20 protein-coding genes are annotated in these 21,091 nt (G+C 69.6%); 11 read left to right on the forward strand and 9 right to left on the reverse strand.

The window, feature by feature from the left end:
- Positions 1–141: 141 nt before the first annotated feature.
- The 4 genes from MTF69_RS01750 (at position 142) to MTF69_RS01765 (ending at position 3,360) form a co-directional block, all read left to right on the forward strand.
- Complete coding sequence (locus MTF69_RS01750; RefSeq protein WP_243329945.1) at positions 142–498, forward strand: hypothetical protein; 357 nt, start codon at positions 142–144, stop codon at positions 496–498.
- A gap of 33 nt (positions 499–531) precedes the next feature.
- Positions 532–1,929, forward strand: coding sequence for a GIY-YIG nuclease family protein (locus MTF69_RS01755; RefSeq protein ID WP_243329947.1), 1,398 nt, complete (start codon positions 532–534; stop codon positions 1,927–1,929).
- A 108-nt stretch (positions 1,930–2,037) separates the two neighbouring features.
- Complete coding sequence (locus MTF69_RS01760; RefSeq protein ID WP_243329949.1) at positions 2,038–3,198, forward strand: hypothetical protein; 1,161 nt, start codon at positions 2,038–2,040, stop codon at positions 3,196–3,198.
- Positions 3,199–3,204: 6 nt separating this feature from the next.
- Positions 3,205–3,360 carry a hypothetical protein gene (locus tag MTF69_RS01765; RefSeq protein WP_243329951.1) on the forward strand — a complete coding sequence of 52 codons (156 nt, stop codon included), beginning with the start codon at positions 3,205–3,207 and terminating at the stop codon, positions 3,358–3,360.
- Between the two features lie 12 nt (positions 3,361–3,372).
- On the opposite strand, the gene MTF69_RS01770 is transcribed toward MTF69_RS01765, so the two are convergent.
- Complete coding sequence (locus MTF69_RS01770; RefSeq protein WP_243329954.1) at positions 3,373–3,837, reverse strand: hypothetical protein; 465 nt, start codon at positions 3,835–3,837, stop codon at positions 3,373–3,375.
- A gap of 141 nt (positions 3,838–3,978) precedes the next feature.
- Here MTF69_RS01770 and MTF69_RS01775 point away from each other — a divergent pair, with 141 nt between their 5' ends.
- Together MTF69_RS01775 and MTF69_RS01780 are read left to right on the forward strand one after the other, a co-directional pair.
- Positions 3,979–4,236, forward strand: a complete 258-nt coding sequence (locus tag MTF69_RS01775) for a hypothetical protein (protein WP_243329955.1) — start codon at positions 3,979–3,981, stop codon at positions 4,234–4,236.
- A 101-nt stretch (positions 4,237–4,337) separates the two neighbouring features.
- Positions 4,338–4,877: a hypothetical protein gene (locus MTF69_RS01780; protein WP_243329957.1), complete on the forward strand. Its 540-nt coding sequence runs from the start codon at positions 4,338–4,340 to the stop codon at positions 4,875–4,877.
- Here MTF69_RS01780 and MTF69_RS01785 read toward each other — a convergent pair.
- Entirely contained in the window at positions 4,874–6,097 is a 1,224-nt protein-coding gene (locus MTF69_RS01785) for a hypothetical protein (protein WP_243329960.1), read from the reverse strand. The two genes, MTF69_RS01780 and MTF69_RS01785, sit on opposite strands and share 4 nt — an antisense overlap.
- Before the next feature lie 399 nt (positions 6,098–6,496).
- Between MTF69_RS01785 and MTF69_RS43310 the strand changes: the two genes are divergently transcribed.
- Complete coding sequence (locus tag MTF69_RS43310; RefSeq protein ID WP_308401353.1) at positions 6,497–6,652, forward strand: helix-turn-helix domain-containing protein; 156 nt, start codon at positions 6,497–6,499, stop codon at positions 6,650–6,652.
- A 50-nt stretch (positions 6,653–6,702) separates the two neighbouring features.
- Complete coding sequence (locus tag MTF69_RS43315) at positions 6,703–8,040, forward strand: tyrosine-type recombinase/integrase (RefSeq protein ID WP_243329963.1); 1,338 nt, start codon at positions 6,703–6,705, stop codon at positions 8,038–8,040.
- Between the two features lie 86 nt (positions 8,041–8,126).
- On the opposite strand, the gene MTF69_RS01800 is transcribed toward MTF69_RS43315, so the two are convergent.
- The gene (locus tag MTF69_RS01800; protein WP_243329965.1) at positions 8,127–9,410 is read right to left on the reverse strand and encodes a DNA sulfur modification protein DndB; all 1,284 of its coding nucleotides are present in this window, start codon (positions 9,408–9,410) and stop codon (positions 8,127–8,129) included.
- Positions 9,411–9,902: 492 nt separating this feature from the next.
- On the opposite strand from MTF69_RS01800, the gene MTF69_RS01805 reads away from it, so the two are divergent.
- Positions 9,903–10,220 (forward strand): MazG-like family protein, encoded by a 318-nt coding sequence (locus MTF69_RS01805; protein ID WP_243329966.1) that lies wholly within the window; start codon positions 9,903–9,905, stop codon positions 10,218–10,220.
- Between the two features lie 9 nt (positions 10,221–10,229).
- On the opposite strand, the gene MTF69_RS01810 is transcribed toward MTF69_RS01805, so the two are convergent.
- Positions 10,230–10,883, reverse strand: a complete 654-nt coding sequence (locus MTF69_RS01810) for a TetR/AcrR family transcriptional regulator (RefSeq protein ID WP_243329969.1) — start codon at positions 10,881–10,883, stop codon at positions 10,230–10,232.
- An 86-nt stretch (positions 10,884–10,969) separates the two neighbouring features.
- Between MTF69_RS01810 and MTF69_RS01815 the strand changes: the two genes are divergently transcribed.
- Positions 10,970–11,740, forward strand: a complete 771-nt coding sequence (locus MTF69_RS01815; protein ID WP_243329970.1) for an SDR family NAD(P)-dependent oxidoreductase — start codon at positions 10,970–10,972, stop codon at positions 11,738–11,740.
- A 16-nt stretch (positions 11,741–11,756) separates the two neighbouring features.
- On the opposite strand, the gene MTF69_RS01820 is transcribed toward MTF69_RS01815, so the two are convergent.
- Positions 11,757–12,275 carry a DUF4240 domain-containing protein gene (locus MTF69_RS01820; RefSeq protein ID WP_243330439.1) on the reverse strand — a complete coding sequence of 173 codons (519 nt, stop codon included), beginning with the start codon at positions 12,273–12,275 and terminating at the stop codon, positions 11,757–11,759.
- 180 nt (positions 12,276–12,455) lie between these two features.
- Here MTF69_RS01820 and MTF69_RS01825 point away from each other — a divergent pair, with 180 nt between their 5' ends.
- Positions 12,456–13,649, forward strand: a complete 1,194-nt coding sequence (locus MTF69_RS01825; protein ID WP_243329972.1) for a serine/threonine-protein kinase — start codon at positions 12,456–12,458, stop codon at positions 13,647–13,649.
- A gap of 163 nt (positions 13,650–13,812) precedes the next feature.
- Here MTF69_RS01825 and aceE read toward each other — a convergent pair whose 3' ends face one another.
- The 4 genes from aceE to lpdA all read right to left on the reverse strand — a co-directional run bounded on the left by aceE (position 13,813) and on the right by lpdA (position 20,859).
- Positions 13,813–16,497 (reverse strand): pyruvate dehydrogenase (acetyl-transferring), homodimeric type, encoded by a 2,685-nt coding sequence (gene aceE, locus MTF69_RS01830; RefSeq protein WP_243329975.1) that lies wholly within the window; start codon positions 16,495–16,497, stop codon positions 13,813–13,815.
- Between the two features lie 244 nt (positions 16,498–16,741).
- On the reverse strand, positions 16,742–17,365 hold the full coding sequence (locus MTF69_RS01835; RefSeq protein WP_243330441.1) for a GntR family transcriptional regulator: 624 nt from the start codon (positions 17,363–17,365) through the stop codon (positions 16,742–16,744).
- A gap of 299 nt (positions 17,366–17,664) precedes the next feature.
- On the reverse strand, positions 17,665–19,416 hold the full coding sequence (gene sucB, locus MTF69_RS01840; protein ID WP_243329977.1) for a 2-oxoglutarate dehydrogenase, E2 component, dihydrolipoamide succinyltransferase: 1,752 nt from the start codon (positions 19,414–19,416) through the stop codon (positions 17,665–17,667).
- Between the two features lie 54 nt (positions 19,417–19,470).
- Complete coding sequence (gene lpdA / locus MTF69_RS01845; RefSeq protein ID WP_243329979.1) at positions 19,471–20,859, reverse strand: dihydrolipoyl dehydrogenase; 1,389 nt, start codon at positions 20,857–20,859, stop codon at positions 19,471–19,473.
- Positions 20,860–21,091 lie beyond the last annotated feature (232 nt).

Genomic DNA, 21,091 nt, shown 5'->3' on the forward strand with positions numbered 1-21,091 from the left:
GCCCGGCCGCGGTGGCGTAGTACCTCAACGGGCAGGGGGAGTTGTTGAAGTCCCCCGCGAAAACAGGGTTCTCAGCCCTGGTCGCGACCGGTCCTTGGGACGCCTCTGCCGTGTTCGACCTGCGGAAGCTACCTTCCTGCGGTGACTACTGACGAACCGTCCAGCATGTCCGGTGCTCCGAGCCCGGAGCCCGTGAAAAAGACCTCCCTCGACAAGGCCGGCCCCGAGCCCGCTCCCGATAAGCCCGAGCGCGGGGAGCCGGAGCTCTCGCTCGGCGAGGCCCTCATAGGCGTCGCTGCCCTCGGGGCCGGTGCCTACGTGGCGGCGAAGGTGGCCGCTGCGGAGGAGGAGCGAAAGTGGCAGGAGACCAAGAACAGTTGCTTCGGCTGCCTGTTCCTGATCGTGCTCGTCATCGGGGGCATCGGCTCGGCGTGCAGCCCCACGGAGGAGAAGACCGAGCCGTCGCCGTCGTCCACCTCGGTCTACGGAACTCGCTGACCGCTTGTCAGACCCTGCTGCGAAGATGCGGGGATGACCTCCGCCAACACCCGCGCCGCCGTCGCCCGCCAAGCTTCCACCCTCGCCTCTCGCGCCGCGGAGGCCCTGGCGGACATGTTGAAGGCCCGGCAGATGCCGAAGGACCCACAGGGCTATCAGAGCACCGGTGTGCCATGGCCGGCTACGTGCATGGACTGCGGACGCGACACCGCGCCGCAGGTCAACAGCCTTCGCAACGGCCAGGGCGGATGCCGGTTCTGCGGGAACGAGCGCCGGGTCGCCGCGCTAAGGATGGCGGCCACCGCCCTGGCCGAGAAGGACGCGCGCCGTTCGGGGTTCGTGCCGCTGGAGGCGTTCCAGCACACCAAGCACCGGTGGCGGCTGCTGCATGTGGCCTGCGCCCGGGAGACGCGGATGCGGGTCAACGACATACGCAACGCGCTGGCGAAGGGGAACGTCCGCGAGTGCTGGGAGTGCAGAAACGAAACGATCGGGCGGAAGCGGTCGTTCGAGGAGGCCGAGGCGGTCGCCATCGCCCTGCGGAGGAACAAGAGGCCGCTCGTCCCCTACCCCGGCGCCAACGAACCGTGGAAGTGCGAGTGCCTGGACTGCGGGGCGGTGGTGTATCCGAGGTTCGGGAAGCTGAACAGCCGGGACACGGGAAACTGCTCGAACTGCGGCCCCGTCGCTGCCGCCGCCAAACAGCTTGCCGACAATGGCGGCCAGGCGGCGGCTGACATGCTCGCAGCCGGGTTCGAGCCGCTGGAGGACTATCCCGGAACCAGCCGCCCGTGGAAGAGCCGTCACCTGTGCGGGCGTGAGGTACGTCCCCGCCTGAGCAACATCCGAGCCGGTACCGGCGGCTGCCGGGAGTGCGGGTTTGAGGCAACCGCGGCGAAGCTGTTCGGCGATCCGGCGGTGGCCGTAGCCGACATGCGCGCGGCCGGGTTCGAGCCACTGGAGGACTACCCCGGCGTCGTGCACCCGTGGCGGTGCGTCCACTTGCGGTGTGAGCGTGAGGTAAGCCCGCGGCTGAACAGCATCCGCAACGGTCAGGGAGGATGCCGGGAGTGCTTCCCCGGTGGCTTCCAACACGGCAAGCCGGGACTCGTGTACGTGCTGATGCACTACGCCTTCGGGGCGGTGAAGGTAGGCATCACCGGCACGGCCACGAGCCGCCTGGCGGACTTCCGGTCGATCGGCTGGACCGTGGTGAGGACGTATCCCTTCGAGGTCGGCGGGGAGGCGTACGGGGTCGAGCAAAGTGTCCACGCGCACCTGCGCGACGACCGCGGGCTCATCCCCTTCCTGACCGCCGAGCAGATGCCGTACGGCGGGTGGACGGAGACCTACGACGCCCGTCTCGTCTCCGCGCTGGAGCTGATGAGCATCGTGGAGGCCGAGATCGGCGAACGTGTGGCCGTGGCTTAGAGGACGCCCCCGCGGAGAAGATGTTCTGGCTGATTTCCGGGCATTGGTGCAGAAACTCCGCGACTGGGAGAATTGGTGCAACTTACCTTCCAGTAGCGGAGTACGCCGATGCCAGCCAGCAAGACCGACACCAAGACCGGAAACAAGACCGCGGTTGCCGCTCCGGCCGCACGGGATCTCACGACGCTCAAGACCAACCTGCTCGACAACACCGACCTCACCGCCGAGCGCGACGACTTCGTGTACCCGGACGACGACCCGGACCCGGCGAAGAGGGGAAAGTCCTCGCGGACCGGGGAGCCGCCGGCCACCGCCGAGGAGCGGATCGCGGACCGGGCGGACTGGGTACCGGCGTACGGCTCCGCTCCCGTGCCGCCGGCCCCGCGGTGGTTCCAGTCCCAGGGCGTCGGCTCCCGGCCCGTGACGGGCGGCAGGGGCAGCGGACACGAAATCTCCCTCGCGTGGACCTCGGGTGTCGGCGCCATCCCCAAGGGCTCGAAGACACCCCCGCTGACACCCGTACCGAACGGCGACCCCGTCAACGCGGGCGCCCGGGGCCTGGACTCGATCGGGATCGGTGAACACCGGCTGTACGTCGGTGCGCCCGCTCCGGCCCCGCCGGACGGTACGACGCCCCCGGCCGGTGACGTGCCTCCGCCCCCGGCGACGCCCACGATGGTGCTGACGGGGGCGGGGACGACCGTGCACTTCGACGGGTACTTCCTCCCCGCCGTGGACCCCGCTCCGCCGGTGTGGACGCCGATCGCGGCCAACAAGGTCTACGCGGTGCAGGTGGCCGCGGTGAGCGCGGACGGGGTCGAAGGCGCGCGCAGCGAGGTCCTGGTCGTGAACACGCACGCGAGGGTGGACCCGGACGAGCTCGACGACGTCGTCCCGCCTCTGGCCCCGCCTGACTTCCAGCTTCTGCGGATGCCGGACATGGCGGCGCCGTCACCGAAGGTCAAGGTGTCGTGGAGGCCCGTGCCGAACGCCGCCGGGTACGAGGTCTATCTGCGCGTGGTCGGTACCGGGGCCGCCGGCATGGACCCGACCCGGCCGGGCCTGCTGACCGGTGACGTACTGGCGGGGACGGCCCCGCAGCCCGCTGTGCCCGGAGCTGTGGTCGAGTTCGAGATTCCCGTCAGCAGGCCCAACGCCCAGCACACGCTCAAGGTCCGGTCGAAGCGGGTCGCCGTGCGCGAGGGCGAGGACGAGACCAAGTTCAGCCCGTGCACGGAGCTGACCGTTCGCACGGCCGCGGTGGCGTAGGAGGACATGATGAAGAAGCCCCTGGTGAAGAAGAGCGGTGAGCCCGCCTCCCCGTCGGGCCGGCTGAGCAAGGTGACGCAGGCGGTTTTCAAGAAGGCCGATCCGGGTGCGGCTCAGGCTCAGCGACGGGCGGCGGTCCGGCAGCGTTCGAAGGGGCGCTGAGAGACGTCCTGCCTACGCCGCTGGGGAAAAGATGCTGCGCAACTTCCTGCGCTCGGTCTCCCGCTTGCAGGCATCGCGAGAGCAGGGCCTCATCCGACGGTCCAAGGCTTCGCCTTCAAGCAGTGGGGTGAAGTCGTTCCCGTAGTTGCACCAGACGTATGAGCACAGCTTGTCGTAGTGGTAGACCTCTGAGTACCTGGAGTTCGTCGCCCGAATCCAGACCAGGGGGTCCCTCATCCAAGAGCGGATCTTTTCCCCGCGTTCGTTGAGGCGCTTGGCTCCGGGGTCGTCGTCGAGCGCCCACCCGAGACTCTTCGAAGCCAGGCTCTGGTCGCCCCTGGCGTAAGCCTCGTGAGCCTGCTTGAGGAAGCAGTTCCGCCTGTCACCACGCTCGCGGTAGTGCTTCTCACAGGCGCGGGCGTAGTCCTCCAGCAGGCGCGCGATGTGCCCGTTGCGCACGTCGTTCAGCGTCTCCATGGTCCCCTCCTTGATTCCGCACAAGGCTAGTGGTCGACGCGCATCTGCGGTCTTGGCTTTGTCAATCGAGAAGGGCTACCACTTCCTTTTTCTGGCGATTGATCATGGAGGGGAGGCAGTGGCCGGACGAAGGAGATCGCGATGAACACGCCGGTGAAGGCGAAGGACAGGCTCACGGAGGGTTCCGTGTCGACGGTGTTGTCGTTGCCGGGGCAGGCGCCGGGGACGTTCCAGGTGTGCGCGGTGGAGGCGCTGGCGGAGGTGCGGGTGCCCCCGCCGGGCGCGGTGTTGCTGGGATGGTTCCCGGCTCCGGTGGAGCTGCTGACGTCGGACTCGGATGCGCTGGGGCATGCACTCTGGTCGGCGGGCGGTTCGGTGGTGCGGAGGTACGGGAGCTAACCGGAGCGGACGCGGAAGTCATCGCCCTCGTCGGCACCGACTACTCCAAGACCCTCGACGCCATCCTCAACCGAGGTGTCGTACGCATCGGCAACGAGACCATGAACCGCGCACTCGCCCAGGAGCTGCTCCTGGGAGACCGCGAACTACTCGTCCTGGGCATCCGCAAGGCCACCTTCGGCGACACCGTCACCCTCACTGCCGCCACCTGCCCCGACTGCGGCCAGAGCTTCGAGGCAGCCGTCTCCACCGACGACATCCCCGTCAAGCACCTCGACGACCCCGAGCGCATCGAATACGCCGTACCCCTGCGCGACGGCGCCACCGCTAACGTCCGGCTTCCTATCGGGTCCGACTACGCCCACGTCGCCGGCCTCGCGCAGGACAACCCCGCCCAGCAGAACACCGCGCTCCTCGACCGCTGCATCGTGAAGATCACGCAGTCCAACGGCGCGGAACAGCGCGGCGGGGCAGGAACCGCGGGGAAGTTGAAGATGCCCAACCGCGCCAAGATCGTGAAGTTCCTGATCGAGAGCCAGCCCGGCCCCCGGTACACCGACACCGTCCTCGTACACGAGGCGTGCGGCGCGACCATCCCGGCGCCGGTCACCTTCTTCGACCTGTACGGGGAGATCATCTAAGCCGGAACCGACCGCACGCCGTCGAACTGCTCGGCCCTCGGGACGTACCCGGCAGATACCGGCGCGTCCGACTGTCCAGGCAACAGGGCGATTTCCATACGTGCACGGGCCCATACCTCGGCCAGTGATAGCTCGTCCGCGCACACCGTTTCCGAGGCGCCGTTCTGAGGCATCTGCTCGGGCGACAGCCACTGCGGTAGCTCCCTGTCCACCCGAAGCCACCGCAACACCCGCTGCTCGACCAGGTACGCCTGCGCGCCAGTCTCGAACAGCCGTCTGCGGTAAACCAGCCACCCTCGCCGGGTGTGCTGCCGCAGCCGCGGCAGTCGACCCCGTGGTCCGCCCGTTCCGATCTTGTAGGCCCGAAGTTCAGGGTGGTGAAGCAGATACAGCAGCGCCGGCTCGGCGAGTTTGAGACCACGGGTCGAACAAAATCCGCACCGGCTTCCCTTCCTCGCACTCGCGACGCCGGGGAAGCTGATGTTCCCGCAGTCCCTACAGCCGCACTCCCACGGCGCGTTCGCGTTCCCCGGGTACTCGCCGACCGGCTCCCAACCGGCCGCCTCCATCAGCAGTACCGCCTCGCCCACTGCACGCCTAGCCCCCTCCGCCAGACGCCCGTACCGGCACGGGTTGCAGGACGTCTGCCCCCTCCGGACGGCGTTCAGTTTCACCTCCGCCGGCTTCCCGCACACCGGGCACCGGCACAGCCACCACTGGGCAGCGCCGGGGTATCCAGCCAACGGAATCCATCCGCGCGAACCCATATCCGCCACGGCGGTCTCGGCCTTTCGCAGCCGCTGCGTCTCCCCGTTCGCCCGGCGCGCACACGTCTTGCAGCCGTGTCCGGCCCGCACGTCGCCCTCGCAGGGGCTCTGCACGGTGCCGCAGACCATGCAGCCTGACGGCCACGGCTCACCGACCCCCGGGTACTCCACCAGGGGCTCGAACCGGGCCTGCCGCATCGTCTCGTACGACCGCGTACGCGTCCGGGCCAGATGTGACTCGCGCTTCTTGCGGTGCCCCCAGGGCGTACACGACCCCTGCCCCCGCTTGGTCTGCTGCCGGATCGTGCTCAGCTTCGTGCGGACCGGCGCGCCGCAGACCAGGCAGGTGAGCTTCCAGTAGTCCATCGCCCTACCCGGGTACTCCTCCGCCGGTTCAAGACTGTGCGCACGGGCATCGGAGACGGCGACGGCGCCAGCGATCGGAATGGTCACGCCAGGAGAGTAGGCGCCCCCACCGACAACGAGCCCTGCGCGAGCGGAAGACGGAGATCCGTGTAGGCGCACACCGTGGCGAAGCCGGCCCAGGCACTGCTCCATGGGAGGGAAACCCTGGGCAGCTCCGTGACAATGACGATGAAGGATGATCGGATCTAACACGAGGCTTTGAGAGACGGAGAGCCCGGTACCACTGCCGGGAACGCCGTTGAGGCGCGTGTGGTGTGCGCCCTGGGGCCGGAGCGGACGGAGTCCGCCAATGAGCAATTCCCGTATTGCCCAGGCAGGGCAGGAGTCTCGGCTACTCTGCCCGAAGTCGCTCTCCGGGCGGTCGCAGTGACTGCGTCCCAGGATCGGCGTTCTGCTGCACGGCGTCCGAAGGCCACGACCGAAGAGGTGGCCGCCTTCCTTCAAATCCCGGTGCCCACGCTGTACCAGTGGCGGCACGCGAAGAAGGGGCCCCCGGCTGTTCTCGTCGGCCGGCACCTGCGCTTCGCCTGGGACGACGTCGAATCCTGGTGGGACGCCCAGAAGGCGCAGCAGAACCCGTAGCCCGCGGTGGCCACTCCCTCTTCTTCGTTCTCACCATCAGGAGCTTTTGCGTGCCGTACGACCGTTGGCACTGGGCCCGGCCTCCGAAGGAAGCACTCGCGTGCCCCCACAGCTCGCCCGCGGAGTGTGCCGCCCGGCACCCCGAGGCCCCCAGGTGCGAGCACAAGGGCAAGTTCGCGCAGCAGTCGCATGGGGCGCCGAAGCGCTGGCAGGCCCGTTGGCGCGACCCTGACGGTGCGCAGGACTCCGAGGCGTTCACCAAGGAGACCGACGCCAAGAAGCACGAGAACAAGATGCGGTCCGAGGTCGACGCCGGCACGTACATCGACCCCAAGAAGGGGAAGATGTTGATGAGCGCCCTCGTGGACATGTGGCTGGGCGCCAAGCAGTACCCGAACCCCCGATCCCACTATCAGGTCGAATCCCGAACCCGCGTGCACATCAAGGACCAGTGGATCGGCGGGATGCAGCTCAATGAGGTCACGGCCAGCACCATCCTGCGGTGGATCGTGGATCGTAAGCGGGTGCTCGACGAGACGTACGTCGGTCTGATCCTCAGCGAGATGCAGTCCATGTTCGATCTCGCGGTGGACGACGACCTGATCCGCAAGAACCCCTGCCGGGCGTTCACCGTGAAGCAGCAGAAGCCGCGGCGGTCGAAGCCGACGGCGAAGGAGCTTCCGATCACCTGGGAGCAGTCGGACAAGATCCGGGTCGAGCTTGCGGACCGCTGGAAGGCGATCGTGGACGTCGGCCGCGGCCTCGGTCTCCGCCAGGGTGAGATCTTCGGGCTGAGCGACATCGACATCATCTGGGACCATCCCGACGGTCCGATGGTGCACGTGCAGCGTCAGATCGCCTGGGACGGGTCGGTCATGGTCTTCGACGGCGCGAAGGGCGAGGACGACCTCAATCCGAAGGACCGGTGGATCGAGCTGGGCGAGGAGGTGGGGATCGCGCTTCTGGAGCACATGGAGAAGTACCCGCCGATCGAGGTCACGCTGCCGCACGAGACCAAGGACGGCGATCCGGTGACCGTGCGGATCATCTTCTACTCGCGTGAGAAGAAGCCCGTGAACAAGAACTACTTCAACAGCTTCGTCTGGAAGCCGGCGCTCGCGGCCGTCGGCATCATCGCGGACCTGGACCCCGAGCTGAAAGCCAAGGGAAAGCGGCGCTGGGAGAAGTCGCGGGACAAGATGATGCACGCCCTGCGCCACCTGTACGCGTCGATGATGATCGAGGCAGGGGTGGACATTTACACCCTCGCCGATCGGCTTGGACATGCCGATCCCGCGTTCACGCTGCGGAAGTACGTGCACCGCGTTGCGAGCGCTGGTGCGAAGGTCCGGAGCGCGCTGCGGAACATGTACGGCACGGCCGCGTAGAGCCCAGACGGCCGTCGTTCGTATAGTGGAACAGCCGAAGCCCCCTCCGCATGCGACGTGGAGGGGGCTTCGGTGTTCTAGGTGGGTCAGATGGCGGCGGGCGCCTTCTTGTACCAGTCGGTGATGACCTTGGTCAGGTGGACGATGTTCTGCTGGCGCATGATCGGCGCGGACGCGTTGGGCTCGAAGTCGTCCTTCGCATCGGTGGTGAGCCAGATGCTGTTCTCCGAGACCGGGGCGGTCATGTGGCGGTCCAGGCGCTTGAAGAACTCCTGGATGTCGCCGTCCTCGGCGCCTTCCTCCTTGATGTTGCGGTAGACGCCACCGAGGACGCGAAGCATGCCGACGGAGCCGAGGAGGGAGTTCGAGCGAAGCAGCATGGCCTTGGTGGGCGGGGCCGCCGGCTCGTCCTTCTTCTTGACGGACAGGGCCGGGTCGTAGTTGTCGACGTCCTCCTCCGTGATCGCCGCGAGGTCGGTGAAGGAGGTGGAGGCGATGTCCAGGAAGCCGCGGACGTTCTCGATGACCTCGGTGTCCGTCAGCGCCTCGACCTTCTTGTTCATCCGTCCGCCGGGTCCGGCGATGACGGCCCGGGTGATGTCCGCGACGTGCTTGACGCCCATGAAGTTGCGGTTGGCCAGGGTCATACGGTCGCGCTCGATGTCGATCTTCCCCGCGAAGAGGGGGTGGGCGACGATGTCGGTGAGCGTGCGGTTGGCGATGCGGGAGGTGTCGAAGCGGGCTCGGACGGCGCCGGAGATGCCCTTGGCGTTGTCGGCCACGTCCACGAACATCTGCTGGCCCTTGACCGCGTCGGTCTCGACGTAGATGTCCACGCCGACGAACTCCTCCTTGAGGCGTTGGAGCTGGCGGATCAGGCCCTCCCGGTCAGCCTCCAGCTTCTCCTTCTTGGCGGGGCTGGCGCGGAACACCTCGCGGTCGACACGTGCGATGTCGTCCGTGATCCGCTTCTTCTCCAGGTGGATACCGAGGACTCGGTGCTGTCCGTCGATCGTGACGAGCCGTCCGATGCCGCCGATGGCCCACGGGACGGTGAGGTAGCCGACGGTCCCGTCCGCGCTGATCGGCTCGAACCGGCAGCCGCCGGTGTCGCGGATGAGCAGGGCCGGCGCGACCCAGCCCGGGTTTTCGGCGAGGTAGTGGCTGAACCCCTTGGCGTGGATGAGGTCGACCTGGCGGTTGTCCGGGTCGGGCTTGGACGGGTCGGGGAGCGGGAGGATGACCGGCAGTTCGGCCAGCGGGACACGCGTCGTGTAGACGGTGCGACCTCCCTGCTTCGTCCGTATGGCCAGGAAAGTGGACTCCTCGCGGGTCAGCGACAGGCGCGAGGAGTCGATGGTGATGGACATCTACAACATCCCTTCTGAGATGGCCGGTTGGCGTCCGGCTCTAACAAGGCGCAACGTTACGCAGCTTCCAGACTGTCCGTCAACTCTGCATGCAAACCTGCGATTTAGCGCTTAAAGCAGGGAGGTTAGCGCGTAAAGCCTTCCCCGCTGCCGCGGAGGGTGGGGTGCCGCGAACCCGTCGTCGGGCGGTCCGGGCGGCGAATGCGGAAGAGAGTCTTGACTACTTACGGTTACCTCGACGGCTGGGCTCTTGCGGGGCCGGAGGGGGCCCGACCGCGGGCCGCCCGCAGGGGGCCGGCGCGCATCGAGGTCCGCATGTGCAGTGTTTGTGCAAGATGATCTTGTTTTGAGTGCATCGCCGCAGGTCAGTGGGATGTATGAGTAAATCTTCGACCTCTAAGCCGTGCCGTGCTGACGCACTGATCGCACGAAGCCCCGCCCCCTTCTCCGAGAAGGGGGCGGGGCTTTGTCGTGTGGCGCTAGCTTCGGGGGATGGACGACACGTGGAAGACCATCGGGGCGCTCGTGGCGCGGTTCGACGCGCATGACCGGGAGCGCGGGGTGGCGCACGAGGAGAGCGTGACGCTGCAGATCCTGAAGATCGGGGAGGAGTTCGGGGAGGCCGCGCAGGCCGTCATCGGGGCCAAGGGAACCAATCCCCGCAAGGGGAACTCGCACACCTGGGCGGACGTGGAGGCGGAGGTCGCCGACGTCATCGTGACGGCGATGGTCGCGCTGGCCCGGATGCGGCCCGACGCCCCCGCCTTCTTCGCGGAGCACTTGAAGGAGAAGTCCGCCCGGTTCCTGTGACGGGTGTGCTCAGCGCATCAGGGGCATCGCGCCCGTGAGGTCGCGTAGGCAGCGGACCGCCAGTTCCGCGGGGGAGCCGGGGCCCGAGGGCGGGGTGTCCGTGGTGGACCAGAGCTCCAGGGAGATGCGGATCGCGTCCGTGGCCGCCGCCGCGAGGAGGCGGACGGCGAGGGGTTCGGCGTCGGGGCCGGCGAGCCGGGCGACGACCGGGACCAGGCGCTCCTCGGAGTCCTGGTTGACCCGGTACCAGACGGCCCGCAGGGCCTCGTCGGTCGTGGCGGCGCGCAGCAGGCCGCGGGTGACCTCCAGGCCCTCGTCGAGGGCCTGGGGGCCGGTGAGGGAGCGGGTGACGGCGCGCTCCAGGGCCTCGGTGAGCGGGGTGCCGGGGTCCTCCTCGGCGAGCAGCGCGCGCCAGGCGTCGCCGCCGCCCGCGAGCAGGGGGGCGACGGCCTCCTGCTTGTTGCGGAAGTAGCGGTAGAAGGTGCGCAGTGCCACGCCCGCGCGGTGGGCGATGTCCTCGGCGGTGGTGCCGTCGGGGCCGTGCTCGGCGAAGAGTTCGCAGGCGGCGCGGGCGATGTCGAGCTGGGTCGCCGCCTTGCGGCGCTCGTTCAGCGACTGGGCTCCGGGGCCGGCCTGGGGAGAGTACGGACGAGGGGATCTCACCGGGGAAGGATACCTTGGCCCCGGGTCGCAATTGCATGTTTTGACAGGGTGGCAAAACGTGTCATGGCGCGAGTACGCTCCCCCTCATGAACCGTTACGAAGGACGTCGCGTCCTCATCACCGGCGGCGGCTCCGGCATCGGCCAGGCCACCGTCCACCGCATCCTCTCCGAGGGCGGCCGCGTCCACACCGTGGACGTCAACGAAGCCGGCCTCAAGGCCACCGCCGACCAGGCGGCAGCCGACGGGCACGCGGACCGCCTCACCACCGCGGTCCTCGACATATCCGACGAGGCCGCCGTCAAGGCGGGCGTGGCCGCCGCGGTCGACGCCCTCACCGGGATCGACGTGCTGGTCAACGCCGCGGGGATCCTGCGCTCCGCGCACACCCACCAGACCACGCTCGAGTTCTGGAACAAGATCATCGCGGTGAACCTGACCGGTACGTTCCTGGTCATCCGCGAGTCGCTCCCGGCGCTGCTGGCGGGCGACCAGCCGGTCGTCGTCAACTTCAGCTCCACCTCGGCGTCCTTCGCCCACCCCTACATGAGCGCCTACGCGGCCAGCAAGGGCGGCATCCAGTCCATGACCCACGCGCTGGCCGCCGAGTACAGCAAGCAGGGGCTGCGCTTCGTCGCCGTCGCGCCCGGCTCCATCGAGAGCGGCATGACCACCGGCACCGGCCCCGGCCTGCCCGAGGACACCGACTGGAGCCTGTTCGCCAAGCTCGCCCCGGCCCTCGGCCAGGGCTTCGCCGGCCCGCAGACGGTCGCCGGCGTCGTCGCCATGCTGGGCTCCGAGGACGGCGCCTTCATCACCGGCACGGAGATCCGCATCGACGGCGGCACGCACTACTGACGCAACGGCGGGGGCGTCAGCCCCTGAAGCGGTCCCACAGCCGGGGGAAGCGCTCCGCGAGCACGGCTTCGTTCTCGAAGTCCAGCGCAGCGCCCTCCGGCTCCGCCGCCTGCAGCGGGATCCCCAGATCCGGCGCGACCGACCCGGTCAGCTGCTCGTACGCCTCGTCAGCCGCGTACCCCAGCTCCTCGCCGTCCCCGTCGATCTCCTCGTCGAACTCGTCGAGGAGCTCCGCGAGCTGGTCCGGATCGTGCACCCCGCCCTCGAAGACCTCCCGGCCCTGGCCGATCAGCCAGCACCGGAAGTAGTCGAACGCGTCGTCGCTGGCCCCGTCGAGCAGCACCCACGCCGCGCCCCACAGGTCCCAGGTGTAGGCCCGGTTGTACCGCGACTCGAAGTGCCGGGCGAAGTCCAGGACGGAGTCCGGGTCGAGCTGCGCCAGCCGCTCCACGAGCAACTCGGCGTGTTCCTCGGGGTCGCCCTCGGCGGCCTCGCGGGTACGGTCGACCATCTCCCAGAACTCCGTCTCGTCCATCACCGCTCAAGCATCACGGGTACACCCCCTCGCCGCCACCGCGCATGCCGCGAAAGGCCGGTCCGAGACCCCCGCACGGCCGCATACTCGGACCGGGAACGGGTGACCGGCGACCCGGCGGCCGGGAACGGGTGAGCGGGAACGGGTGACCGGGAACGGGCGGAGGGAAGGGGCACGGGGATGCGGGGGGAATTGCTCGGAGGCCGATACCGGCTCGGAGAGCGCCTCGGCGGGGGCGGCATGGGCGAGGTCTGGGCCGCGGAGGACGTGCGCATGCGCCGGGCCGTCGCCGCCAAACTCGTCGACGCCGTACCCGGCCGGTACGGGGACCAGGTCGAGCGGCGCTTCGTCCACGAGGTGCGCTCCGCGGCGAACCTCCCGCACCGGCACACCGTGACCGTCCACGACTGCGGCGAGGACGTGGTGGCGGGCCGCCGGACCCTCTACCTGGTCATGGAGCACGTCGACGGCCGGGACCTGAGGGCCGTCTTCCACTCCGGCCCGCGTCCGGCCTGGCACGAGGTCGCCGACTGGGCCGGCCAGATCGGGTCCGCGCTCGTCGCCGCGCACGCGCACGGCATCCTGCACCGGGACATCAAGCCGCAGAACGCCATGCTCACCGGCGAGGGCGTGGTCAAGGTGCTCGACTTCGGCCTCGCCAAGATCCTCCGCGAAAGCTTGCGCCTCGGCGAGCTCACCGCCGGCGGCACCGCGCTGGGCACGCTCCCCTACATGTCTCCCGAGCAGTGCCGCGGGGACCGGGGCATCGACCACCGCACCGACCTCTACAGCCTCGGCTGCCTGCTCTACGAGGGCTTCACCGGGCGCCCGCCCTTCACGAACCCGGCCCCGCACGCCCTCCTGCGGCAGCAGCTCTACGAGGCTCCGCGCCCGCTCACCGCCCGGAACGCGCCCGGTGTCCCGCCCGGCATCGCGGACCTGGTGGCGAGCCTGCTCGCCAAGGACCCCGCGCACCGCCCGCCGGACGCCGCCACGGTGGTGGCCCGGCTGCGCGCGGAGCTCCCGGACCCGGGTCCGGGGCCGGGCCCGCAGCCCCGTACGGCCGCGGCCGACGAGGCCGCCGCCGAGCTGCTGCGCCGGACCGAGCGGGAGGCCGGGGAGCTGCGCGCCAGGGTCGAGCGGGACGTCCGGCGCGTGCGCGAGCAGGCCGCCGAGGACGTGGCCGCGGCCCGGGCGACCGCCCGCCGGATGCTGGACGAGGCGCAGGCGAACGCCATCGGGCTGCTGGAGCATGCCAAGGAGCGGGCCGACGCCCTGCTGCGGGAGACGGAGAAGGACGCCGTGCGCCTGCTCGACGAGGCCCGGGCGCGCGCCGACCGGCTCGCGTCCGCTCCGGCCCGGCCGCAGCCGTAGAACCGCAACCGTAGAAGCGAAGCCGTAGAACCGCAGCCCGTAGAACCGCAGCCCGTAGAACCGCGGCCGGAGGCGGCCCGGGGAACGCGAAAGGCGGCCCGCCCCCGAAGGAGCGGACCGCCTCACGGTCGTTCAGAACGCCGGCCGTCCGGGCCGCCAGGGCCTACAGGCCGTAGCGCTCCCGGGCCTCCTTGATGGAGGACGCCGGTACCTCGCCGCGGCGGGCGAGCTGGGCCAGCGCGGCCACCACGATCGACTGGGCGTCGACACCGAAGTGGCGGCGGGCGCCCTCGCGGGTGTCGGAGAGGCCGAAGCCGTCCGTGCCCAGCGAGGTGTAGTCCTGCTCGACCCACTGGCTGATCTGGTCCGGGACCTGACGCATCCAGTCGGAGACGGCGAGCACCGGGCTGGTGACGCCCTCCAGGGCGCGGGTGACGAACGGGGTGCGCATCTCCCCGCGCAGCAGCGCCTCGTCGCACTCCAGCGCGTCGCGGCGCAGCTCGCCCCAGGAGGTGGCGGACCAGACGTCGGCGGCCACGTTCCAGTCTGCGGCGAGCAGCTTCTGCGCGTCCAGCGCCCAGTGGATGGCCGTACCGGAGGCCATCAGCTGGATCTTCGGGGCGTCGGCGGCCGGGGCCGCCTCCGCGAGGTCCGCCGCCGTGTTGAAGCGGTAGAGACCGCGCAGGATGCCCTCTTCCACGCCCTCGGGCATGGCCGGCTGCGGCTTCGGCTCGTTGTAGACCGTCAGGTAGTAGAAGACGTCTTCCGGCTTCTCGCCGTACATCCGGCGCAGACCGTCCTTGACGATCACCGCGATCTCGTACGCGAAGGCCGGGTCGTAGTTGAGCGACGCCGGGTTCGTGGACGCGATCAGGTGCGAGTGGCCGTCCGCGTGCTGCAGGCCCTCACCGGTCAGGGTGGTGCGGCCGGCGGTGGCGCCGACGATGAAGCCCTTGCCGAGCTGGTCGGCGAGCTGCCACATCTGGTCGGCGGTGCGCTGCCAGCCGAACATCGAGTAGAAGATGTAGAACGGGATCATCGGCTCGCCGTGCGTCGCGTACGACGTACAGGCGGCGATGAAGTCGGCCATGGCGCCGGCCTCGGTGATCCCCTCGTTGAGGATCTGGCCGTCCTTGGCTTCCTTGTAGTACATGAGCTGGTCGCGGTCGACCGGCTCGTACGTCTGGCCCAGCGGCGAGTAGATGCCGGCCGACGGGAAGAGCGACTCCATACCGAAGGTACGGGCCTCGTCGGGGACGATCGGCACCCAGCGCTTGCCGGTCTCCTTGTCCCGCATCAGGTCCTTGACGAGCCGGACGAAGGCCATGGTGGTGGCCATCTCCTGCTTGCCGGAGCCCTTGAGCAGCGGGGCGAAGGAACGGTCCGCCGGAGCGGGCAGGGCCACGTGCTTGACCTTGCGGGCCGGGGCCGGGCCGCCGAGCGCCGCGCGGCGCTCGTTCAGGTACTGCACCTCGGGGCTGTTTGCGCCCGGGTGACCGTACGGGACCTGGCCGTCGGCGAAGGCGCTGTCCGGGATCGGGAGGCCAAGGAGGTCACGCATGTCCTTGAACTCGTCGATCGTCAGCTTCTTCATCTGGTGGTTCGCGTTCTTCGACTCGAACCCGGCGCCCAGCGTGTAGCCCTTGACGGTCTGCGCGAGGATGACCGTCGGAGCACCCTTGTGCTCCAGCGCGGCCTTGTACGCGGCGTAGACCTTGCGGGGCTCGTGGCCGCCGCGGGAGGTGTGGAAGCACTCGGCGATCTTCGCGTCGGAGAGCACACCGGCCAGCTGCACGAGCTCGGCGTTGGCGCCGAAGAAGTGCTGGCGGATGTAGGCCACGTCGCGGGTCGCGTACGTCTGGAACTGCGCGTCGGGTACCTCGCGCAGGCGGCGCACCAGGGCGCCCGTGGTGTCGAGCTGGAACAGCTCGTCCCAGGCGGAGCCCCACAGCGACTTGATGACGTTCCAGCCGGCGCCGCGGAACTGGGCTTCCAGCTCCTGCACCACGCGGAAGTTCGCGCGGACCGGACCGTCGAGGCGCTGCAGGTTGCAGTTGATGACGAAGGTCAGGTTGTCGAGCTGCTCGCGGGAGGCCAGGGCCAGGGCGGCGGTCGACTCGGGCTCGTCCATCTCGCCGTCGCCCAGGAAGGCCCAGACGTGCGAGTTGGCGGTGTCCTTGATGCTCCGGTTCTGCAGGTAGCGGTTGAAGCGCGCCTGGTAGATCGCGGAGAGCGGGCCGAGGCCCATGGAGACCGTCGGGAACTCCCACAGCCACGGCAGGCGCCGCGGGTGGGGGTAGGACGGGAGGCCGTTGCCGCCGGCTTCCTGGCGGAACTTGTCGAGCTGCTGCTCGGAGATCCGGCCGTCGAGGAAGGCGCGGGCGTAGATGCCGGGGGAGGCGTGGCCCTGGATGTAGAGCTGGTCGCCCGATCCGTCGGCCTCCTTCCCGCGGAAGAAGTGCTGGAAGCCGGTCTCGTACAGCCACGCGGCGGAGGCGAAGGTGGCGATGTGGCCGCCGACGCCGTACTTGGAGCCGCGGGTCACCATGGCGGCCGCGTTCCAGCGGTTCCACGCGGTGATCCTGGCTTCCATCGCCTCGTCGCCCGGGAACTCGGGCTCCGCGGCGGTGGGGATGGTGTTGACGTAGTCCGTCTCGAGCAGCTTCGGCAGTGCGAGACCGGCGGCCTCGGCGTGCTGAAGGGTGCGACGGAGCAGGTACTCGGCGCGGCGCGTACCGGCGGCCTTGGCGACGGCGTCGAGCGAGGCCGCCCATTCGGCGGTCTCCTCGGTGTCGCGGTCCGGGAGCTGGTCGAGCTCGCTCGGAAGCTTTCCTACGGGGTCGGACATCGGTGTGCGCCGCCTTCCGGACAAAGGAGAGGTGGTGAAGAAATCCCTGACGGGCAGGACAGGGTCGTTGGACCCGGGTGGGGTCCGCGGATGACTGTAAGGCGCTGATCGATGATCGATCAAATGAAAGTGACGAAGAAACGTCAATCTGGCAAAAGTCGGCACCGGGTGCCATGAAAATGGGCACCCAGTGCCGGGCAAATCGGGACAAGGTGGGCGGTCGAGCGCGTCTCGAAGGGCGAGATCAAGCCCGCGGCGCGCACCCCAGAACGTGCCGCTTCACGAGCAGGCCGATGTCCGGGTCCTGATTGCGGAAGGCGTCCACCAGGGCTTCGTGCTCTTCGGCGTAGGACTTCTGGACGGTTCCCAGCCACCGGATGGACAGGGCCGTGAAGACCTCGATGCCCAGGGACTCCCAGGTGTGCAGCAGCACGCTGTTCCCGGCGGCCCGCACCATCTCCCGGTGGAAGCCCACGGTGTGCCGCACCTGGGCCGTGCCGTCCGCGCTGCGGTCGGCCTCCCACAGGGCCGCCACGTGCGGTTCCAGGGCCGAGCAGTCGGCCGCCAGCCGGGGCGCGGCGAGCTCGGCCGCGATCTGCTCCAGGCCCGCCCGGACCGGGTAGATCTCCTCCAGGTCCGCCGCCGACAGGTTCCGTACGCGCACCCCCTTGTTCGGCGCCGACTCGATCAGCCGCAGCGTCTCCAGCTCGCGCAGGGCCTCGCGCACGGGTGTCTGGCTGACCTCCAGCTCCACCGCGATCCGGCGCTCCACGATCCGCTCACCGGGCTTCCAGCGCCCGCTGACGATCCCCTCCACGATGTGCTCGCGGATCTGCTCGCGCAGCGAGTGCACGACGGGTGGGGTGATCATCGGGGCTTCATCTCCTGGTGGGTGTGCAGGGTCATGCGGGGCCTTGATGCGTAGACAATACGGCGGAGCCGCTCGTCGCGATGCGTTCCTGGTCAGAGGCGCAGCGTGAGGCTGGTTACAGGCGTGGCGCGGGGCCGGTCGCGGGCGCGGCGCGAGGGCGGCGCGAGCGTCCGCGGGCGGCGTCCGCGGCGGGGTCCGGGGCAGGGCCCAGCGTACGACGACGGCGCCCCCGCCCGGGACTTGCATCCCGGGCGGGGGCGCCGTGGCGACAGTCGTGAACCGCTGCCGCAGAGGCCTTACAGGCCGAGCTCGACCTCGAACTCGCCGGCCTCGAGGATCGCCTTGACGGCCGAGAGGTACCGGGCCGCGTCCGCGCCGTCCACCAGGCGGTGGTCGTAGGACAGGGTCAGGTACGTCATGTCGCGGATGCCGATGTTCGTGCCCTCGGCGGTCTCGATGACCACCGGGCGCTTGACCGTCGCGCCGATGCCCAGGATGGCGACCTGGTTCGGGGGCACGATGACCGTGTCGAACAGCGCACCGCGCGAGCCGGTGTTGCTGATGGTGAAGGTCGCGCCCGACAGCTCGTCCGGCGTGATCTTGTTGCCGCGGACCTTGGAGGCCAGGTCGGCGGTCGCCTTGGAGATGCCCGCCAGGTTGAGGTCACCGGCACCCTTGATGACCGGGGTCATCAGGCCCTTCTCGGAGTCCACGGCGATGCCGATGTTCTCCGAGTCGAAGTAGGTGATGGTGCCCTCGTCCTCGTTGATCCGGGCGTTGACGACCGCGTGGGCCTTCAGCGCCTGGGCCGCGGCCTTGACGAAGAACGGCATCGGGGACAGCTTGACGCCCTCGCGGGCGAGGAAGCCGGCCTTGGCCTTCTCGCGCAGCTTCATGATCTTGGTGATGTCCACCTCGACCACGGAGCTGAGCTGCGCCTGCGAGTGCAGGGCCTTCATCATGTTGTCGCCGATGACCTTGCGCATGCGGGTCATCTTGACGGTCTGACCGCGCAGCTCCGAGACCGCGGCGACCGCGGCCTTGGCGGCGGGAGCGGCAGCAGCCGGCGCCGGGGCGGCAGCGGCGGCCTTGGCGGCCTCGGCGGCGGCCAGGACGTCCTGCTTGCGGATGCGGCCACCGACACCGGTGCCCGAGACCGCGGACAGGTTGACGCCGGACTCCGTGGCGAGCTTGCGCACCAGCGGGGTCACGTAGGCACCCTCGTCACCGGCGGAAACCGGGGCGGCGGGGGCGACCGGAGCGACCGGAGCCGGAGCGACCGGAGCCGGAGCGGCCACGGGGGCCGGGGCGGCAACCGGGGCGGCCACGGGAGCCGGAGCGGCAACCGGGGCGGCGACGGGCGCCGGGGCGGCAACCGGGGCGGCCACGGGAGCCGGAGCGGCCACGGGCGCCGGAGCGGCGACCGGAGCCGGAGCAGCGGCGGCCGGAGCGGCCGCGGGAGCCGCGCCCGCCGCGCCGATGACGGCCAGACGCGCGCCGACCTCGGCGTTCTCGTCCTCGGCGACCAGGATCTCCAGCAGGACGCCGGCGACCGGGGCGGGGATCTCGGTGTCGACCTTGTCGGTCGAGACCTCGAGCAGCGGCTCGTCGGCCTCGACGGACTCGCCGACCTGCTTCAGCCAGCGGGTGACGGTGCCCTCGGTGACGGACTCGCCCAGGGCGGGGAGCACGACATCGGTACCGGCGGTGGCCGGAGCGGCGGCGGCCGGGGCCGCGGGGGCCTCGGCGACGGGGGCCGGAGCGGCCGGAGCCGCGGCAGCCGGAGCCGCGGCAGCGGCCGGCGCGCCCGAGCCGTCGTCGATGACGGCCAGCTCGGCGCCGACCTCGACGGTCTCGTCCTCGGCGACCTTGATGGAGGCCAGGATGCCCGACACGGGGGACGGGATCTCGGTGTCGACCTTGTCGGTCGAGACCTCGAGCAGCGGCTCGTCGGCCTCGACGCGCTCGCCCTCGGCCTTCAGCCAACGGGTGACAGTGCCCTCAGTGACGCTCTCACCGAGCGCCGGAAGGGTTACGGAAACCGACATGGTTTCAGTTGCTCCTAACGAATGTGCGGAAGTGGTCGTCGCGCCCAGTGACGATTAGTCGTGTGCGTGCAGCGGCTTGCCGGCGAGCGCCAGGTGAGCCTCGCCCATCGCCTCGTTCTGCGTCGGGTGCGCGTGGATGAGCTGCGCGACCTCGGCCGGCAGGGCTTCCCAGTTGTAGATCAGCTGGGCCTCGCCGACCTGCTCGCCCATCCGGTCACCGACCATGTGGACGCCGACCACGGCACCGTCCTTGACCTGGACGAGCTTGATCTCGCCCGCGGTCTTCAGGATCTTGCTCTTGCCGTTGCCCGCCAGGTTGTACTTGAGGGCCACGACCTTGTCCGCGCCGTAGATCTCCTTGGCCTTGGCCTCGGTGATGCCGACGGAGGCGACCTCGGGGTGGCAGTACGTGACGCGCGGCACACCGTCGTAGTCGATCGGGACGGCCTTGAGGCCGGCCAGACGCTCCGCGACCAGGATGCCCTCGGCGAAGCCGACGTGCGCGAGCTGGAGGGTCGGGGCGAGGTCACCGACGGCCGAGATGGTCGGCACGTTGGTCTGCATGTACTCGTCGACCACGACGTAGCCGCGGTCCATCGCGACGCCCTGCTCCTCGTAGCCCAGGCCCTGGGAGACGGGGCCGCGGCCGATCGCGACCAGCAGCACCTCCGCCTCGAAGGTCTTGCCGTCGGCCAGGGTGACCCGCACGCCGTTCTCGGTGTACTCGGCCTTGTCGAAGAAGGTGCCGAGGTTGAACTTGATGCCCCGCTTGCGGAACGCGCGCTCCAGCAGCTTGGAGCTGTTCTCGTCCTCGACCGGCACGAGGTGCTTGAGGCCCTCGATGATGGTGACGTCGGTGCCGAAGGACTTCCACGCCGAGGCGAACTCGACGCCGATGACGCCGCCGCCCAGGACGATGGCGGACTCGGGCACGCGGTCCAGGACCAGCGCGTGGTCCGAGGAGATGATGCGGTTGCCGTCGATGTTCAGGCCCGGCAGCGAGCGCGGCACGGAGCCGGTCGCCAGGAGCACGTGGCGGCCCTGGATGCGCTGGCCGTTCACGTCGACGGACGTCGGCGAGGAGAGGCGGCCCTCACCCTCGATGTAGGTCAGCTTGCGGGAGGCGACCAGACCCTGCAGGCCCTTGTACAGGCCCGCGATGATGTCGTCCTTGTACTTGTGCACACCCGCGATGTCGATGCCCTCGAAGGTGGCCTTGACACCGAACTGGGCGGCCTCACGCGCCTGGTCCGCGATCTCACCGGCGTGCAGCAGAGCCTTCGTGGGGATGCAGCCGTTGTGCAGGCAGGTGCCGCCGAGCTTGTTCTTCTCGATCAGGGCAACGTCCAGACCCAGCTGGGATGCGCGCAGTGCCGCGGCGTAACCGCCACTGCCGCCGCCGAGGATCACTAGGTCGAAAACGGTGCTGGCGTCGTTCGCCACGTCACGTCCTCCATGCATGTGCGCCGAGCACCGGTCCTCTGTGACCGGGCGGCGGCTGGTATACGGCCGCTTTTTCTTCGGCCCTGTGGTGGGGGCCCTGTCCTGCCGAGAACCCATCTTCGCATTTGTCGGCGGAACGCGGGACGCCGGGCCTGCCCTGAGGCAGGTCGTTCTGCCCGAACCGGGGGTTACCGCAGCGTAGAAACCTACGGATTTCGTTGTCAGTGAACAG

It is taken from the genome of Streptomyces sp. AP-93 (assembly GCF_022808175.1).
Taxonomy (GTDB): Bacteria; Actinomycetota; Actinomycetes; order Streptomycetales; family Streptomycetaceae; genus Streptomyces.

Coding starts and splice junctions, on each gene's coding strand:
- MTF69_RS01755 (WP_243329947.1), top strand. CDS start 532: ATGACCTCCGCCAACACCCGCGCCGCCGTCGCCCGCCAAGCTTCCACC.
- MTF69_RS01760 (WP_243329949.1), top strand. CDS start 2,038: ATGCCAGCCAGCAAGACCGACACCAAGACCGGAAACAAGACCGCGGTT.
- MTF69_RS01765 (WP_243329951.1), top strand. CDS start 3,205: ATGATGAAGAAGCCCCTGGTGAAGAAGAGCGGTGAGCCCGCCTCCCCG.
- MTF69_RS01770 (WP_243329954.1), bottom strand. CDS start 3,837: ATGGAGACGCTGAACGACGTGCGCAACGGGCACATCGCGCGCCTGCTG.
- MTF69_RS01775 (WP_243329955.1), top strand. CDS start 3,979: ATGAACACGCCGGTGAAGGCGAAGGACAGGCTCACGGAGGGTTCCGTG.
- MTF69_RS01780 (WP_243329957.1), top strand. CDS start 4,338: ATGAACCGCGCACTCGCCCAGGAGCTGCTCCTGGGAGACCGCGAACTA.
- MTF69_RS01800 (WP_243329965.1), bottom strand. CDS start 9,410: ATGTCCATCACCATCGACTCCTCGCGCCTGTCGCTGACCCGCGAGGAG.
- MTF69_RS01805 (WP_243329966.1), top strand. CDS start 9,903: ATGGACGACACGTGGAAGACCATCGGGGCGCTCGTGGCGCGGTTCGAC.
- MTF69_RS01815 (WP_243329970.1), top strand. CDS start 10,970: ATGAACCGTTACGAAGGACGTCGCGTCCTCATCACCGGCGGCGGCTCC.
- MTF69_RS01820 (WP_243330439.1), bottom strand. CDS start 12,275: ATGGACGAGACGGAGTTCTGGGAGATGGTCGACCGTACCCGCGAGGCC.
- MTF69_RS01825 (WP_243329972.1), top strand. CDS start 12,456: ATGCGGGGGGAATTGCTCGGAGGCCGATACCGGCTCGGAGAGCGCCTC.
- aceE (WP_243329975.1), bottom strand. CDS start 16,497: ATGTCCGACCCCGTAGGAAAGCTTCCGAGCGAGCTCGACCAGCTCCCG.
- sucB (WP_243329977.1), bottom strand. CDS start 19,416: ATGTCGGTTTCCGTAACCCTTCCGGCGCTCGGTGAGAGCGTCACTGAG.